Origin of the sequence: Gorillibacterium terrae, from assembly GCF_051594785.1 — a bacterium.
Lineage (GTDB): Bacteria > Bacillota > Bacilli > Paenibacillales > NBRC-103111 > Gorillibacterium.
Window position 1 is genome coordinate 92,705 of record NZ_JBPPGI010000001.1, and the last position, 15,934, is coordinate 108,638.

Consider the following 15,934-nt stretch of genomic DNA (forward strand, 5'->3'; position numbering starts at 1 on the left):
ATTCAACAAGCTCCATCTTATCCGGATTTCGCTAGAATAGCTAGAACAACTAGAACCGAGAACCCTCATTTCGATTACCGAAAGAAGGAGATGCAGGTATGGGCAAATGGAACATCGGCCTCATCGGAGCGGGTTCGATATCGGAGGCGCATCTGGATGCGTACCGTGCCGATCCTCGGGCAGCGCTTGCGGCCGTCTGCGACCTCAATAGGGACCGGGCGGCGGCGAAGGCGCGAAAATACGGAGCGGCGGCGGTATATACCGATTACGCAGAGCTGCTCGCGGACGAACGGATCGATGCGGTGAGCGTCTGCACCTGGAACGAATCGCATGCGCGGATCGCCGAAGCGGCGCTTCGGGCGGGCAAGCATGTGCTGCTGGAAAAGCCGCTTTCCCGCACCGTCGAGGAGGCGCTGCGGCTGCAGGAGGCCGTCCGGGAGACGGGCAGGACGCTGCAGGTGGGCTTCGTCCGCCGTTACGACCCGAACGCGCGCATGCTGTACCGGTTCGTGGAGAGCGGAGAGCTCGGCGATATCTATTACGCCAAGGCCTCTACGCTCCGCCGAATCGGCAATCCGGGCGGCTGGTTCGCCGACATCGGCCGTTCGGGCGGCGGGCCGCTGATCGATATCGGCGTGCATGTGCTGGATTTGTGCTGGTACTTCATGGGCCGGCCGAAGGTGAAATCCGTCAGCGGCCAGACCTACCGCATGCTGGGAAACCGTTCGAACGTGCAGAATCTCTCGTACTACCGGGCCGCCGATTACGAAGCGTCGCAGAACAGTGTGGAAGACCTCGCGGCGGCATTCATCCGCTTCGACAACGGCGCTTCCCTGATGCTCGACGTGAGCTATTCGCTTCATCTTCGCGAGGACGAACGGAAGGTGCAATTGTTCGGCACCCGAGGCGGGATCGAGATCGATCCCGAGGTTTGCCTCGTGCAGGAGCGGCACGACACCGTGCTGAATGTACGGCCCCAGGTGGACCATCCCGGCTTTGATTTCGGCCGGGCGTTTGGCGCGGAGATCGCGCACTTCCTGGATTGCCTCGACCAGGGTACGCGGCCGATCAGCCCGGTGGAGGACGGTGTCGAGGTCATGAGAATGCTCCGGGGCCTTTATGAGTCGGCGGAGAAGGGCGAGGAGATCCGCTTCTGACGGATGATCAAGGAGGAGAGATCGCGATGAAAATCGGCGTCAGCACGTACAGCTTCTTCCCGGCCTTGCAGGCGGGCGAGATCACGGTGGAAGAGATCATCGAGTGGACGGCCGAGCATGGGGGAGAACACGTGGAGATCGTGCCGCTGGGCTTTACGCTCACCGGCTATCCCGAGCGAATAGAAGCCGTTCGGGCAAAAGCCGCAGCCTGCGGCATCGTGCTGTCCAATTATGCGGTTGGGGCGGAGCTGCTGCAGCCCGACGAGGCGGCGTATGAAGCGGAAATCCGCCGCATCCAGGCCGAGGTGGATACGGCCGCCCGGCTGGGGGTGCGGTTCATGCGCCATGACGCCGCCATGCCGGAGGGCGACCGCTCCATCGGCCGGTTTCTCGCCGAGCTGCCGCGCTTGACGGAGGCATGCCGCCGGATCGCGGACTACGCGGCGCCGCTCGGCATCACGACGAGCGTAGAGAACCACGGCTATTACCTCCAGGCGAGCGACCGGGTGCAGGCGCTGGTCCGGGCGGTGGACCGGCCGAACTTCCGCACCACGCTCGATGTCGGCAACTTCGTCTGCGTCGACGAGGACCCGCTCGCCGCCGTGAAGAACAATCTGCCGTACGCGTCGATGGTGCACGTCAAGGACTTCTACATCCGCCCGGCAGACCGCGACCCGGGCCGCGGCTGGTTCCGCTCGGCTGCGGGCCGGTATCTCCGCGGCGCGATCGCGGGGCAGGGCGATCTGCCGCTGCCCGAGCTCCTTCGCACCGTGAAGGAATCGGGCTACGACGGCTTCCTGTCCCTGGAATTCGAGGGCATGGAGGATTGCCGGCTCGGTGCGGAGATCGGCCTCGAGAACGTCAAACGGCTCATCGAAGCCTAAGGCAAAATTCGACCTAAAGGAGAAGAGGCTTATGGGCATTCCCAATAAGATCGGCGTGATCGTCGACAGCTTTCAGGCGGGGCTTCGCGGCGGCTTGCAGAAGGCCAGGGAGGTCGGCGCGGACGGCGTACAGATTTACGCCGTCTCGGGCGAGATGGACCCGGCGAACCTGAGCGCCTCCGCCCGCAAGGAGCTGCGCGGCTACATCGCCTCGCTCGGACTGGAGATCTCCGCGCTGGTCGGGGACCTCGGCGGCCACGGGTTCCAGGACCGGGCCGAGAACCCTTGGAAGATCGAGAAGTCGAAGCGCATTCTCGATCTCGCCGTCGAGCTCGGCACCAAGGTGGTGACAACCCACATCGGCATCGTTCCCGAAGACCGGAACGGCGCCGTCTACGCCGAGATGCAGCGGGCCTGCGAGGAGCTGAGCACCTACGCCAGCAGCCTGGGAGCGTATTTCGCCATCGAGACCGGTCCGGAGCCGGCGGCCCATCTGCGGGAATTCCTCGATACCCTCAGCACCAACGGGCTGTCGGTCAACTTCGATCCGGCCAACATGGTCATGGTGACCGGAGACGATCCCGTACGCGGCGTCCAGACGCTGAAGGAGTATATCGTGCATACCCATGCCAAGGACGGCATCCGTCTCCGCGCGGTCGATCCCCGCGAGGTGTACGGCGCGCTCGGCTACGAGAAGATGGACCACGCCGCAATTGCCGGCATGGCGGAGCACGGTCCGAGCTTCCGCGAGGTGCCGCTGGGCGAAGGGCAGGTCGATTGGCCGGCTTACCTTCAGGCGCTTCAGGACATCGGCTACACCGGCTACCTGACCATCGAACGCGAGGTGGGGAGCCGGCCCGAGGAAGATATCGCCGGGGCCGTCCGCTTTCTGCGCGGGTTCCGGTGAAGGGTTCCAGTAGACCGGGCGGAAATCCCGGGATGAAATTCCCGCGGCCAAACGGTATAATCGTGTATAGGATAAACCACTACCACCCATAAGGAGTCGGATCATGGAGAAAACCTTGATATTCGGACACAAAAATCCCGATACGGACAGCATCTGCTCGGCTCTCGCTTACGCCGACCTGAAGACGCAGCTCGGCGCCGACGTCGAAGCCGTGCGGCTGGGCGGCGTGAACGGCGAAACGCAATTTGCCCTCGATTATTTCGGCGTGGAAGCTCCCCGCCTGATCGAGTCCGTCGAAGGCGCGGCGAACGGGGTCATCCTCGTCGACCACAACGAGCGTCAGCAGAGCGCGAACGGCATCGAGACCGTTCAGGTGAAGGAAGTCATCGACCATCACCGCATTTCCAATTTCGAGACGAGCGGCCCGCTGTATTATCGCGCCGAGCCGGTCGGCTGCACGGCGACGATCTTGTACAAGCTGTACAAAGAAAAAGGCGTGGCCGTCCCCGCCAAGATCGCCGGCCTTATGCTTTCCGCCATTCTTTCGGATTCGCTGCTGTTTAAATCCCCGACCTTCACCGAGGAAGACCGCGCCGCCGCTCTGGAGCTCGCTTCCATTGCCGGTGTCGAGGCCGAGGTTTACGGCCTTCAGATGCTCAAGGCCGGCGCCGATCTGAGCAAGAAGACCATCGCCGAGCTGCTCTCCCAGGATGGCAAGGAATTCAAGATGGGTTCCAGCAAAGTGGAGATCGCCCAGGTGAACGCGGTCGACACCAACGACGTTCTGTCCCGGCAGGATGAACTGGAAGCCGCCATCCGGCAGACGATCGATGCCAAGGGCCTCGATCTGTTCATCTTCGTGGTGACCGATATTCTCCAGAACGACTCGGTGGCGCTTGCGCTGGGCAAGGCGGCTTCCGCCGTCGAGGCCGCCTACGGCGTTAAGCTGGAGAACAACCGGGCCTTGCTGAAAGGCGTTGTCTCCCGCAAGCTGCAGGTCGTGCCGGTTCTGACCGACGTGCTCGCCAAGGCTTAAGAACGGCAAACGAACCTACGCATTCCGCGGGTTCCGCGGAAGCGGACGGCGGCATTTTCCGGATGACCCGGGGATGCCGCCGTCTTTATTGTGAAACCTGCGGGCGTATGTTACTATTTTTTTGTTAGGCTGGAAAACGGATTCAGATTGCACGGGTTAGGATGAGAGCCATGAAGAATAAAGTAACCATTCAGCAGATTGCCGATCTAACGGGCATGTCCAAATTTGCCGTCTCGCGGGCCTTATCCGGGAAACCGGGTGTAAGCGCGTCAACCCGGGAGATGATTGTCCGGATGGCGGGGCAGCTCGGCTATTTCAAACAGAAGGACCGCGTTCCGCTCGCGTTGGCTCGTCCCGAAACGGGAGAGCCCGTCGCTTCGGGCGAAGGCGAGCCGCTACAGGGGACGATTCTGGTGCTGTTCCAGAGCGTCCGTTATCAGAACCGTTCTTCCGTGTATTGGGGACCGATCTTCGACGGGGTCTCCGCCCGGCTCAACGAATGCAACCTGAATGTGATGACCCTGACCGAGCCGTCGGGGGACACGATCTTTCAACTGCTGAATCCGGTAGCCCTGAAGGGCATCATTACCCTCGGTATGGTATCGACCCAGATTCTGCTGGATATCAAGCGGCTCGGCATTCCGGTGCTGATGATCGACCACGTCGATCCCGCGCTGCCTTGCGATACCATCTATACCGACAATTTCACCTCCATGCGGGAGCTGGTCGTCAAGCTGATCAGCCAGGGACGCAGGCGATTCCAATTCGTCGGGGATATTTACTACGCCCACAGCTTCCAGGAACGGTGGCTGGCCTTCCGTTCCGCTCTGGAGGAATACGGGCTGCCGCATGAGCAGAATCCCGAGCTTATCAGCAAGGAGGACCTCTATAAGGTCATTCCCCGCTTCCTGCAGGAGGAGGCTCTGCCGGAGGTCTTCGTCTGCGTCAACGACATCACGGCGACGGTTGTGCTCAATGCGTGCAGCGAGCTGGGGATCTCCATTCCCGCCCAGGTGGGCGTCACCGGCTTCGACAACAATTACCCGGACACGCTGCCGCCGCTCACGACCGTCCATGTCGACAAGGAGCTGCTCGGCAGGCGGGCGGTGGACAAGCTGCTGTGGCGGATCCAGAATCCCCATTCGCAGATCGAGAAAACACTGATCTACGCGGAGCCGATCTTTCGGGAATCCGTATGAGACCCAAAAACAGGCGGTTCCATCCGGCAAGAGCGCCGGGTGGAACCGCCTGTTTGTTTAACGGCCGTTCGGTAGGAGCGTATTCGGTTACTCGGTGCGTAGGGCGACGACCGGGTCCTTCTTCGCGGCGAATTTGGCCGGGATGAATCCGCCCAGAATGGTCAGCGTCACGCTGATCAGCACGAGCAGAATCGCGTGCAGCGGGTTGAGCTGGGCCACGTGATTCAGATCGGTCAGGTTCTTCAGGATCACGTTGACCGGCAGCGTCAGCAGGTAGGCGATGCCGATGCCAAGCAGGCCGGAGAGCGAGCCGATGATGAACGTCTCGGCGTTGAACACGCGCGTGATGTCCTTCTTGCGCGCCCCGAGCGCGCGCAGCACGCCGATTTCCTTGGTGCGCTCCAGCACCGAGATGTACGTGATGATGCCGATCATGATCAGCGAGACGACGAGCGAGATGGATGCGAAGGCCACCAGCACCATCGTGATGCCGTCCATGATGCCGCTCGAGAGCTTGGTGACGATGGCAGCCATGTCGGTATAGATGATCTTGTCCTTGGTCTCCTTGCCGTCGTTCCATTTATCGAGGTAAGCGTTGATCTTCTCCTTGGCGTCGAAGTCCTTCGGATAGAGCGAGACCGAACCCGGAATCGAGACCGCGCCGAGCGAGGCGAGCGCGTCCTCCTTGGTCAGCGCTTCAGCCGGATCGGTAGACGAGGCTGCATTGCCGGTCATGGCGGCGGGGCCGCCGCCGAACGAAGCCCGGTCGGTGAGCTGCGAGAACGGCTTGCCGCTCAGCACGTTCACCTTGTCTTCCTTCTCCTGGGCCTTGACGATGGCCGAGGTCTTGGCCGTCTCGATGAACTGGACCGCAAGCTGGTCGGAGTAGGCGATCCCCGGCGACATCGTCGACATCGGCGAGTCCTGCTGCTTGCGAAGGATGCCGGAAATCTTCAAGGTAACGGCGTCGCCGCTCTGGTACAGCTTGCCGAGGTCGGAGGCGCCGCCGTTCACCTGGAACCTCGTTCCGTCTCCGGTCGCCTTGTAATAGGCATCGTTGCCGATCAGCTTGAATTCGCGGCCGACGATGTCGTCGAACTTGATGCCGGAGGCCTTGAAGTCGAGGCCGAGGGCTTCCAGCGCCTTGACATTCAGGCGGTTGTATTCGTCGACGACCAGCACCAGGTCGTTCGGGCCTTGCGGGAAACCGCCGGCGAGCAGGTCGTAATAGGATTCCAGGTAGCTGCTCACGCTGCCGCCCGGCTTACTCGGATACGACGTGAAATTCAGTGCGCCCGTGTTCAATGCGACGGCGGCGTCGCCGTCCTTGCGGAGAATGTTCATGCTGACCTGGCGGCTGTAGGCGACGCCGTCGAGCAGAGCCGGGTCGATGCCGTCCAGGTAGCTCAGGTAATCGGCCGTCAGCTTGTTCGTGTGCAGAATCGTGTTGGCCGACGGGTCGTAGGGAAAGACTTCCTTGGCGGCGGTAAACTCGGTCAACCCTTTGGTCCCATCGCGGTCCTCCCGGGACGGAGCGCTCGACAGGTCGAGGGCGGCGGATGTCTGGCTGATCGTCACCGGAAAATTGGAGAGCGCGCCCGATTCGTAGCTGCTGATCTGCTTGTCGAAGCCATTGGAGAGCGACAGGATAAGGGCGATGCCGATGATGCCGATGCTGGAGGCGAAAGCGGTGAGCGCCGTCCGCCACTTCTTGGTGGCGATGTTCTTGCCGGACAGCTTCAGGGCGGTGAAGAAGCTCATGGCGGTCTTTTTCAGCTTGTAGTCGCTTTTGGCCGCTTCCACCGCAGGCGGGTTGGTATCGGAAATCACGTTGCCGTCGCGGAACTGCACGATGCGGTCGGCGTAGGCCTCCGCCAGCTCCGGGTTATGGGTGACCATGATGACGAGCTTATCCTTGGCGATCTCCTTGATCAGCTCCATGATCTGTTCGCTCGTCGCCGTATCGAGCGCACCCGTCGGCTCGTCCGCCAGAATGATGTCCGGGTCGTTGGCCAGCGCCCGGGCGATGGCGACGCGCTGCATCTGGCCGCCGGAGAGCTGGTTGGGTTTTTTGTGCAGGTGATCCTTCAGCCCGACCTTCTCCAGCACCTCGACGGCCTTCTTGTGCTTGACGGAGGCGGGGACGCCGCTCAGGGTCATGCCCATTTCCACGTTGTCGGTGATGCTGAGGTGGGAGATCAGGTTATAGCTTTGAAAAATAAAGCCGACGCTGTTGTTGCGGTAAGCGTCCCAATCGGCGTCCTTGAAGTTCTTCGTCGAGGCGCCGTTGATGACGAGGTCGCCGCTGTCGTACTGGTCGAGTCCGCCGATGACATTCAGACAGGTCGTTTTCCCCGAGCCGCTGGGGCCGAGAATCGCTACGAACTCGCTTTCCCGGAAGGACAGGCTGACACTGTTCAGCGCCGTCTGGGTAAAGTTCCCCGTGGTATAGCTTTTGGAGATGTTGGTTAACTGCAGCATGGAATGCTCTCACCCTCTTGTCTAGTTTGCCGCTATCGGCAATGGCTATAGAATAGCACAGCAATATGAACGGAACATAAACTTTTTGCGGAAAAGACGTCGCTTCTCGCGGAAGACTGCGGGCGCCTATCGGGCAGGCCCCGGTTTATGTTCCGTTCATCTTGGCCGGTTATAATGGGGAGGAAAGGAAGTGCATCGCCATGATTTCGGTGCTGGTCGCCGAGGACAACGAACAACTGCGCCGCCTCATGGGGACGGTGCTGGAGAAGAACGGCTACCGCCCGGTGCCGGCGGCGGACGGCGAGGAAGCGTTGGAGCTTTTGGAGAAGCAGCACATCGACCTGGTGATTGCCGACATCATGATGCCGAACATGGACGGCTATGAATTGACCCGCAGGCTCCGGGAAGCGGGCCATGACTGCCCGATTCTCATGGTCACGGCCCGCGACAGCTTCGCCGACAAGGAGCGCGGCTTCCGCGCCGGAACGGACGATTATATGGTCAAGCTGATCGACGTGGGCGAGATGATTCTGCGGGTCGGGGCGCTGCTCCGCCGCGCCAAGATCGAGAGCGAACGGCGGCTCGCGATGGGCGGGCTCGTCCTCGATTACGACTCGATTACGGTGTACCGGGGAGAGGAGGGTACGGCGCTGCCGCAGAAGGAGTTCTACCTGCTGTACAAGCTTCTCTCGTATCCGAACAAAATCTTCACCCGGCTGCAGCTCATGGACGAGATCTGGGGCATGGATTCGGAGACCGATCCGCGGACGGTGGATGTGCACATCAACCGGCTTCGCGAGCGGTTCAAGGATAGTCCCGAGTTCGAGATCGTGACCGTGCGCGGGCTGGGCTACAAGGCGGTGAAGAGCGGATGAGCGGAGCAGCGGACGACAAAAACCGCCGCAAGGCGAAATGGCCGGGCAACCTCTGGGGAACGCTCGTCCTGTTTGTTTTCCTCATCATGCTGGCATCCGCTTTCCTGATGTCCATCCTCACCTTCCTTGTCTTCCGATTCGGTTGGGCGGGAGAGGGGCATTCGAACGTCCTCCTGCTGACGATCATGGTCCTGATTACCAGCATTCTGATCGGCACCGCGATGACGGCGGTCACGGGCCGCAAGCTGCTCGCGCCGATCACGAGCCTGAGCGGAGCGGCGCAGGAGGTGGCGAAAGGCAATTTCGCCGTCCGCCTGCCGTATGAGCATCACCCCGTCCGCGAACTCGGGACGATGGCGGTGAACTTTAACCGAATGGCGCAGGAGCTGGGCGGCATCGAAACGCTGCGCAGCGATTTTGTCGTCAACGTTTCGCATGAGTTCAAGACGCCGATCGCGGCCATCGAAGGGTATGCCTCGCTGCTGCTGGACCCGGACCTGCCGGAGACGGAGCGGCAGGAATACAGCCGGCTCATCATGGAAAGCACGAAGCAGCTGTCTTCGCTGACCAGCAATGTCCTCAAGCTGTCGAAGCTGGAGAACCAAGAGTTCGTTCCGGCGAAGACGGAATACGACCTCGACGAGCAGATCCGCGAGGCACTGCTGCTCCTGGAGCCGCTGTGGAGCGGCAAGGAGCTGCGGCTGGAGATCGCGCTCGATTCCGTCCGTTATCGCGGCGACGAGGAGCTGCTCATGCAGGTGTGGCTGAATCTGCTCTCGAATGCGATCAAATTCACCGAGCCGGGCGGGGAAATTGCCGTCTCGCTCGTCCGCGCCGCTGACCGGGCGGTCGTGCGGATCGCCGACTCGGGCATCGGCATGCCGCAGGAGGTGCAGCGGCGGATCTATGAGCGCTTCTACCAGGCCGACCGTTCGCGCTCCCGCGAAGGCAACGGGCTGGGCCTGGCCCTGGTGCGCCGCATCGTCGAGCTGTGCGAGGGCGACATCGGCGTGGAGAGTGTCCCCGGGGAGGGCACGGTCTTCACCGTGTCCGTACCCATTCAACGAGCCTGAGGTTACCCCTAACTTTGGAGCCGCCGCCAATCAAATTCGGATGAACCACCAGTTTAAGTGCATAACGTTATGTTGTAGAATAACAATAAGACGAACTTTGTTTTATTCTTTAGGGCGAGGCGACGGAACAAGTTCGGCGGATCGAAAATCGGGCATAAATAGGATGATGGAGATGCGAGGCAAAGTAACCATTCAGCAAATTGCCGATCTGACGGGCGTGTCCAAGTTTGCCGTTTCCCGCGCCCTGTCCGGCAAATCGGGAGTGAGCAGCCAGACCCGGGAGATGATTCTGCGGGCTGCCGGCCAGCTCGGGTATTTCAAGGCTCAGCCGCTCCCGCTCGAGTCGGAGCGAAAGCAGCCGGAGGCGGGCGGAGGAGCCGGAACCATTCTGGTGCTGTTCCCCAACATCCGGTACCAAAACATGGATTCGCTTTATTGGGGACCGCTCTTCGACGGAATCTCGACGCGGCTGAACCAGATGGGCCGCGACATCCTCACGCTCACCGAGCCTTCGGGAGACCACCTGTTTACGCTGCTCAACCCGGAGGCGATCCAAGGCATCGTGACGGTCGGTTCCATCTCCACGCCGATTCTCCTCGACATCAAGCGGCTGAATATTCCGGTTGTGATGGTCGACCATCTGGACCCCGCCTTCCACTGCGACATGGTGTTTACCGACAACCTGGCCTCCATGAAGGAACTGATGGTCAAGCTGATCAGCAAGGGCTACAAATCCTTTCAGTTCGTGGGCAACATCCGCGATGCCCAGAGCTATTACGAGCGGTGGATCGCTTACCGCGCCACGCTCGAGGAGTTCCACCTGCCCCAGGAGCAGATTCCCGGGCTCATCAGCCTGGACATGGAGATGATTCACGAGACGCTGTCCGTCATCCTGCAGGGCCATCCGCTCCCCGAGGTGCTGGTCTGCGTCAACGACTCAACGGCTATGTACGCGATGGAAGCGCTGCGGCGGGTAGGAATCGACGTCCCGGGACGCATTGCCGTCACGGGCTTCGACAACACCTGCGACGATCAGCCGATCCTCGCGACCGTGAACGTCAACGAAGAGCTGCTCGGCAGGCGGGCGGTGGATCTGCTGCTTTGGCGGATTCAAAACCGCAGCACCGCTTACGAGAAGCTTTTGATTCAAGCGGACGTCTTTGTCCGCGAAGCGTATGCCCTGGTTCGGGAATCGGTCTCCTAACCGGTCCCTCACCAGCCCACCAGACTCGCCCTTCGGCGGGTCTGTTTTTTTGCTGTCAGCGGACCAAGGGTACGGCCAACCGGGCAACGGCTTCGGTTAGGGAGAGAGGTCGGGAGGACGGAGAACGGAACGGGAGAGATCGACAAAGCGGCTATGGCGAGGGCTGTGGATAGGAAAAGGAATAGAGAAACGCAATTGGCTAAGGAAAGAGAATCGGGTTTTATGTTTGTTAGGTTTCCAAGAGTTGGCTGGGAAGAAGGCAAAAAGGCTCGCTAAGGGATCATTTCCAATGGAAGCGGATTAATTCGATAAAATTGCAAATATATGGCGAATATATTGCCCATAGGAAAAACTATTTGTTTTGGATAACGCTTTCTTTCGCACTAACAGTCATAAAAAAGATAAAAGTTAATAAATCAATATTGACGGGATAAAGTGATGATGTTATTATTTTTTATGTAAAACAAAACAAACGTCATAACAAAGAGTCGTGCTTGTTGGTTTTGTTTTTACGCCGGTTGCTTGCGCCTGTCGTTACGCAATTGGGGTCATGCTTCACAGTCTCATTCCACATTATTATGGGAGGTTTATCAATGAAAAAGATGAAAGTGCTTACAATCATGCTTGCAGGCATGATGCTTTCTCTGTCCGCCTGCGGCGGCGGAGGCAAGGATGCCGCTTCGCCCAGTGCATCCCCTTCTGAAAACGCTGCCAGCCCCAGTGAAAGCGCTTCGGCCGCTCCTTCGGCTTCGGCCGCTCCGACGGCTGCTCCGGACCTCGGCGGACGCGTGATCAAGGTATCCGCTTGGTGGGACCTGAAGCCGGCCGGCAACACGGCCGGAGAAAAAGCCCGTCTGGCCAAGATCGCCGAAGTGGAAAAGAAGTACAACTGCAAATTCGAGTTCGTCAACGTTCCGTTTGATCAATACATGAACAAATTCACCACGACGGTACTGGCGGGCGCTCCCTTCGCCGACATCGTGCAGATGGAATACAAATCCGCTCTTCCCGCTATCCAGAAGGGCCAACTGCTCCCCTTGAGCGAGTTCACGACTCCGGACGAGAACATCAACACCACCCAGGACCAGCAGATGAAATACCCGGCCATTGCCGGCGGCGAATATGCCTTCGACAATCCGGTTACGACCTCGACCGGTCTGGGCTACAACCGCGACCTGTTCAAGAAGCTCGGCCTTGCCGATCCGCAGGAGCTGTACAACAAGGGCGAATGGAACTGGGACAAGTTCCTGGAACTCGCCAAGCAGGCCACGAAGGACACCAACAACGACGGCAAGACGGACGTTTACGGCTTCGCCGGCTGGTCGGTTGATCTGCTGAAGCACTTGACGGCAGCCAACGGCGGTATGGTCGTTGACTCCACGAACAAGAAGGAAGGCCTGTCCGACGCCAAGACGATCGCAGCGGCCGAATTCGTCAACAAGCTGTACAATGTGGACAAAGTCGTCAAGGTCAAGACCGGCAACAAGATGGACTGGAACGAAACCAACACCTTCAAAGACGGCGACGTAGCGATGTTCACCTCCTACGAATGGAACCTCGGCGACGTGAAGTTCGATTACGGCATCGTGCCGTTCCCGCTGGGAGCGTCGGGCTCGAAGGAGCTCACCTATGCCAACACCGCCGCAGCCGCGAAGTTCATTCCGAAGGGCGTTAAGGATGCCGACATCGTCTACCGCGCCTATGAAGAAACGTTCGACATTCCGCCCACGGAAGAATACCCGGGGCAGGATTACCTGGAAGGCATCTTCAAGCATCAGGAAGACATCGATATGATCCGCGAGCACATCTCCGGAACGGGCATGATCACGCTGGATGATTCCTACACGAACTATCCGACCTACGCCTTCCTGGAAGACATCATCGTGAAGAACGCTTCTGTAACCGCTACCGCAGAGAAGTACAAACAGCAGGCTCAGGCTGCCATCGACAAGCTGGGTCAATAAAAACCAAGGGTATGACCACAATGGGGATGTCGAGGAGACTTCCCCATTGTGATTCCACGCCCGGCAAAATTCACTCCTGCTGCGGGAACAGCGCGGTTTAAGTGAGGGGGACAAACAGTGATCGGGAAACAGCGGCTTGCCCATTTATCGAAGAAAGTGCTGGTCGCCGGATTGGCACTGGCGCTTGCGCTGCCTTCCAGCGGGCAGCTTCTTTATGCGGATTCATCGAATGAAGCGCCGGCGACGCAAGTCGCGAATGCCGATGAACCGGCAGCGGCTTCGACCGAAACCTCGTACCAGGATTATTTGAAGCAGCACAGCGACGCAGCGAGACCGGAACGGGAAATTGTGCTTGAAGCGAGCGAGACCAGCAAGGTCGAAGGATCCGACTTTAAGACAATGGAAAATTATGAGGGCCAGGCGGGCACCTCTCTCTATACCGGGGAGACGGGTACGGCGGAATGGACCTTCCAAGTGGAGGAAGCCGGTCTTTATAACATATCCGCCCTCTATTACCCCGTGGAAGGAAAAAGCTCGACTATCGAGCGTTCGCTCTTGATCGACGGAACGACGCCGTTCGAGCAGGCCAAGTACCTGCAGTTCGACCGGATCTGGGACAACGAGAAGGACACGATCGAGCAGGATAACCAAGGCAACGATCTGCGCCCCCGTCAGGTGGAAAAACCGGCCTGGCAGGAAGGCCTATTTAAAGATTCCGACGGGTATGAAGTGGAACCGTTCTTGTTCTATTTTTCACAAGGAACGCACACGCTGTCGCTCGTCTCGACGAGAGAGCCGATGGCGATTTCGTACGTCAAGCTGTACCGGTCGGCCGAGACGCTGTCGTATGAAGAGACGCTGAAGCGGGCGAAGGCGGACGGCATGAAGGAAACGAGCGGCTACGAGCTGGTGATTCCGGCGGAGAGCGCCATCGCCAAGTCTTCGCCGACGCTGTATCCGATGAGCGAGCGCGCCAGCTCCGCCGTCAGTCCCTACAGCGCCTCCAAGGTGAAGATCAACACCATCGGCGGCTACAACTGGCGCCTGCCGGGCCAATGGATCGAATGGGTTATTGATGTGCCGGAGACCGGCCTGTATAACCTGACGTTCAAATCGCAGCAGAACTTCATCCGCGGGATCTACGCCACGCGGAAGCTGACGATCGACGGCAAGATTCCCTTCGAAGAGATGAAGAAGGTCGCCTTCCCTTACAAGAGCGGCTACCGGCTCGATCCGATGGGCAAAGACGAGCCTTATCTGTTCGCGCTGGAGAAAGGCAAGCATGTGCTGCGGCTGGAAGCCACGCTCGGCGATTTTGCGCCGCTGATCGATGAAGTCAAGACCAGCCTGCTGAACCTGAACGCCATGTACCGCAAGATTCTGATGATTACCGGCTCCACGCCGGACGAAGTGCGCGATTATCAGCTCGAGAAGCAGATTCCCGATCTCCTGACCGTCTTCGAGACCGAGCGGGACCGTCTGGCCGGAATCGCCTCGAAGCTGCGGGCGCTGTCCGGCCAGACCGGCGACCAGGATGCGCTGTTGAAGACGATGAAGTCGCAGCTCGACGAGATGCTCGAAAAACCGGACACGATCCCGCGCCGGCTGGCCGCGTTCAAGGCCAATGCCGGCGGGCTCGGCACCTGGCTGCAGCAGGCCCGCGAGATGCCGCTGGAGCTCGACAGTCTCTACCTGACCTCTCCGAACAAGAAGGTGCCGAAGAACGGGATGGGCTTCTTCTCGAAGGTCAAGCACGAAGTAAGCACGTTTATGTATTCGTTCTTTATCGACTATAACGAGATCGGCAACGTGGCCGAGAAGGGCAGCGAGAACCGGTCGATCACCGTCTGGATCGGCAGCGGCCGCGACCAGGCCAACACGATGAAGGCGATGATCGACGAATCGTTCACGCCGAAGACCGGCATCAGCGTCAACCTCAAGCTGGTCAACATGGGCACGCTGCTGCCGGCCACGCTCGCCGGCAAGGGACCCGATGTGGCCATGCAGATCGGCAACGATCTGCCGGTCAACTACGCGATGCGCAACGCGGCGGCCAACCTTACCCAGTTCTCCGATTTCGCCGAGGTGTCGAAGCGGTTCCGCGACAGCGCCATGGTACCGTATTCCTACGGAGGCGGAGTTTTCGCTCTGCCGGAAACGCAGACCTTCAACATGCTGTTCTACCGCAAGGACGTCCTGCAGGAGCTGGGAATGAAGATTCCCGAGACCTGGGACGATGTGGCGAATCTCCTTGCCGTCCTGAACAAGAATCACATGGACTTCGGCCTGCCCGTCGTGGCCCAGGCGCCGAACCAATACACCAACATCGTTCCCAACTCGATGCTTGGCACCCTCTTGTATCAGAAGGGCGGCCAGTTCTACACCGAAGGCGGCCAGGCGTCCGCGCTCGACTCCAAGGTGGGCATCGAAGCGTTCAAGCAATGGACCGAATATTACACCGACTATAAGCTGGAGCGCGAATATGACTTCGCCAACCGCTTCCGTACCGGTCAGATGCCGATCGGCATCGGCGACTATACGATCTACAACCAGCTCGTCGTCTTCGCCCCGGAAATCCGCGGCCTGTGGGGCTTCGCGCCGATTCCCGGCACCGTTCAGCAGGACGGCACGATCAACCGCGAGACGCCGGCGACCGGCAGCGGCGTCCTGATGCTGCAGCAGGCGAAGGACAAGGAAGCCGCTTGGGAGTTCATGAAGTGGTGGACCAGCGAGGATGCGCAGACGCTGTTCGGCCGCGAGATGGAAGGGCTCATGGGCGCGGCTGCCCGTTACCCGACGGCCAACATCGCGGCGCTCGACCGGCTGCCGTGGCCGATCGAAGACTACAAGAACCTGAAGGCCCAGTTCGAGTACGTGCGGGGAGTTCCCGAAGTGCCCGGCGGCTACTTCACCGGCCGTCACCTGTTCAACGCCTTCTATAAGACGGTTATCGGCAACAAGGAAGCCCGGGAAACACTGATGGACTACGTGCAATACATCAATGACGAAATCCGCAACAAGCGGAAAGAATTCAACATTACGCCGTAAGGAGGGGTTCCGGTGACCGAACCAACCAGCATTCAACCCAGCGCGGGCGGCGCGCCCGTCCGACGGCGTTCTCTCGGAGCCCGCGCCTGGTGGAGCCTGAAGCTCA

At 59.9% G+C, this 15,934-nt stretch carries 11 protein-coding genes; 10 read left to right on the forward strand and 1 reads right to left on the reverse strand.

All coding sequences use genetic code 11. The annotated features are described in order from the left end of the window. Nucleotides 1-98 precede the first annotated feature (98 nt). The 5 genes from ACSEXS_RS00380 (at nt 99) to ACSEXS_RS00400 (ending at nt 5,183) form a co-directional block, all read left to right on the forward strand. Entirely contained in the window at nt 99-1,157 is a 1,059-nt protein-coding gene (locus tag ACSEXS_RS00380) for a Gfo/Idh/MocA family protein (protein ID WP_438431205.1), read from the forward strand. Nucleotides 1,158-1,183: 26 nt separating this feature from the next. Continuing rightward, nucleotides 1,184-2,041, forward strand: coding sequence for a sugar phosphate isomerase/epimerase family protein (locus tag ACSEXS_RS00385; protein WP_438431206.1), 858 nt, complete (start codon nt 1,184-1,186; stop codon nt 2,039-2,041). A gap of 31 nt (nt 2,042-2,072) precedes the next feature. Continuing rightward, entirely contained in the window at nt 2,073-2,948 is an 876-nt protein-coding gene (locus ACSEXS_RS00390; protein ID WP_438431207.1) for a sugar phosphate isomerase/epimerase family protein, read from the forward strand. A gap of 103 nt (nt 2,949-3,051) precedes the next feature. After that, on the forward strand, nt 3,052-3,984 hold the full coding sequence (locus tag ACSEXS_RS00395) for a manganese-dependent inorganic pyrophosphatase (protein WP_438431208.1): 933 nt from the start codon (nt 3,052-3,054) through the stop codon (nt 3,982-3,984). A 170-nt stretch (nt 3,985-4,154) separates the two neighbouring features. Then, on the forward strand, nt 4,155-5,183 hold the full coding sequence (locus ACSEXS_RS00400; RefSeq protein ID WP_438431209.1) for a LacI family DNA-binding transcriptional regulator: 1,029 nt from the start codon (nt 4,155-4,157) through the stop codon (nt 5,181-5,183). An 87-nt stretch (nt 5,184-5,270) separates the two neighbouring features. Here ACSEXS_RS00400 and ACSEXS_RS00405 read toward each other — a convergent pair whose 3' ends face one another. Beyond that, nucleotides 5,271-7,664, reverse strand: coding sequence for an ABC transporter ATP-binding protein/permease (locus ACSEXS_RS00405; protein ID WP_438431210.1), 2,394 nt, complete (start codon nt 7,662-7,664; stop codon nt 5,271-5,273). A gap of 200 nt (nt 7,665-7,864) precedes the next feature. Between ACSEXS_RS00405 and ACSEXS_RS00410 the strand changes: the two genes are divergently transcribed. From ACSEXS_RS00410 to ACSEXS_RS00430, 5 genes are all read left to right on the forward strand, one after another. Continuing rightward, on the forward strand, nt 7,865-8,539 hold the full coding sequence (locus ACSEXS_RS00410) for a response regulator transcription factor (protein WP_438431211.1): 675 nt from the start codon (nt 7,865-7,867) through the stop codon (nt 8,537-8,539). After that, complete coding sequence (locus ACSEXS_RS00415) at nt 8,536-9,612, forward strand: HAMP domain-containing sensor histidine kinase (protein ID WP_438431212.1); 1,077 nt, start codon at nt 8,536-8,538, stop codon at nt 9,610-9,612. The genes ACSEXS_RS00410 and ACSEXS_RS00415 overlap by 4 nt, the downstream gene beginning before the upstream one ends. 172 nt (nt 9,613-9,784) lie before the next feature. Continuing rightward, a complete protein-coding gene (locus tag ACSEXS_RS00420) occupies nt 9,785-10,816 on the forward strand; it encodes a LacI family DNA-binding transcriptional regulator (RefSeq protein ID WP_438431213.1) in 1,032 nt (343 codons plus the stop codon). Nucleotides 10,817-11,409: 593 nt separating this feature from the next. Next, nucleotides 11,410-12,780 carry an ABC transporter substrate-binding protein gene (locus ACSEXS_RS00425; protein WP_438431214.1) on the forward strand — a complete coding sequence of 457 codons (1,371 nt, stop codon included), beginning with the start codon at nt 11,410-11,412 and terminating at the stop codon, nt 12,778-12,780. A 117-nt stretch (nt 12,781-12,897) separates the two neighbouring features. Beyond that, a complete protein-coding gene (locus ACSEXS_RS00430; RefSeq protein ID WP_438431215.1) occupies nt 12,898-15,828 on the forward strand; it encodes an extracellular solute-binding protein in 2,931 nt (976 codons plus the stop codon). Nucleotides 15,829-15,934: the final 106 nt, after the last annotated feature.

What these genes read in the sequence shown, in the direction of transcription:
- ACSEXS_RS00390 (WP_438431207.1), top strand. Translation starts at nt 2,073, where the DNA reads ATGGGCATTCCCAATAAGATCGGCGTGATCGTCGACAGCTTTCAGGCG.
- ACSEXS_RS00400 (WP_438431209.1), top strand. Translation starts at nt 4,155, where the DNA reads ATGAAGAATAAAGTAACCATTCAGCAGATTGCCGATCTAACGGGCATG.
- ACSEXS_RS00410 (WP_438431211.1), top strand. Translation starts at nt 7,865, where the DNA reads ATGATTTCGGTGCTGGTCGCCGAGGACAACGAACAACTGCGCCGCCTC.
- ACSEXS_RS00415 (WP_438431212.1), top strand. Translation starts at nt 8,536, where the DNA reads ATGAGCGGAGCAGCGGACGACAAAAACCGCCGCAAGGCGAAATGGCCG.
- ACSEXS_RS00380 (WP_438431205.1), top strand. Translation starts at nt 99, where the DNA reads ATGGGCAAATGGAACATCGGCCTCATCGGAGCGGGTTCGATATCGGAG.
- ACSEXS_RS00425 (WP_438431214.1), top strand. Translation starts at nt 11,410, where the DNA reads ATGAAAAAGATGAAAGTGCTTACAATCATGCTTGCAGGCATGATGCTT.
- ACSEXS_RS00395 (WP_438431208.1), top strand. Translation starts at nt 3,052, where the DNA reads ATGGAGAAAACCTTGATATTCGGACACAAAAATCCCGATACGGACAGC.
- ACSEXS_RS00405 (WP_438431210.1), bottom strand. Translation starts at nt 7,664, where the DNA reads ATGCTGCAGTTAACCAACATCTCCAAAAGCTATACCACGGGGAACTTT.
- ACSEXS_RS00385 (WP_438431206.1), top strand. Translation starts at nt 1,184, where the DNA reads ATGAAAATCGGCGTCAGCACGTACAGCTTCTTCCCGGCCTTGCAGGCG.
- ACSEXS_RS00420 (WP_438431213.1), top strand. Translation starts at nt 9,785, where the DNA reads ATGCGAGGCAAAGTAACCATTCAGCAAATTGCCGATCTGACGGGCGTG.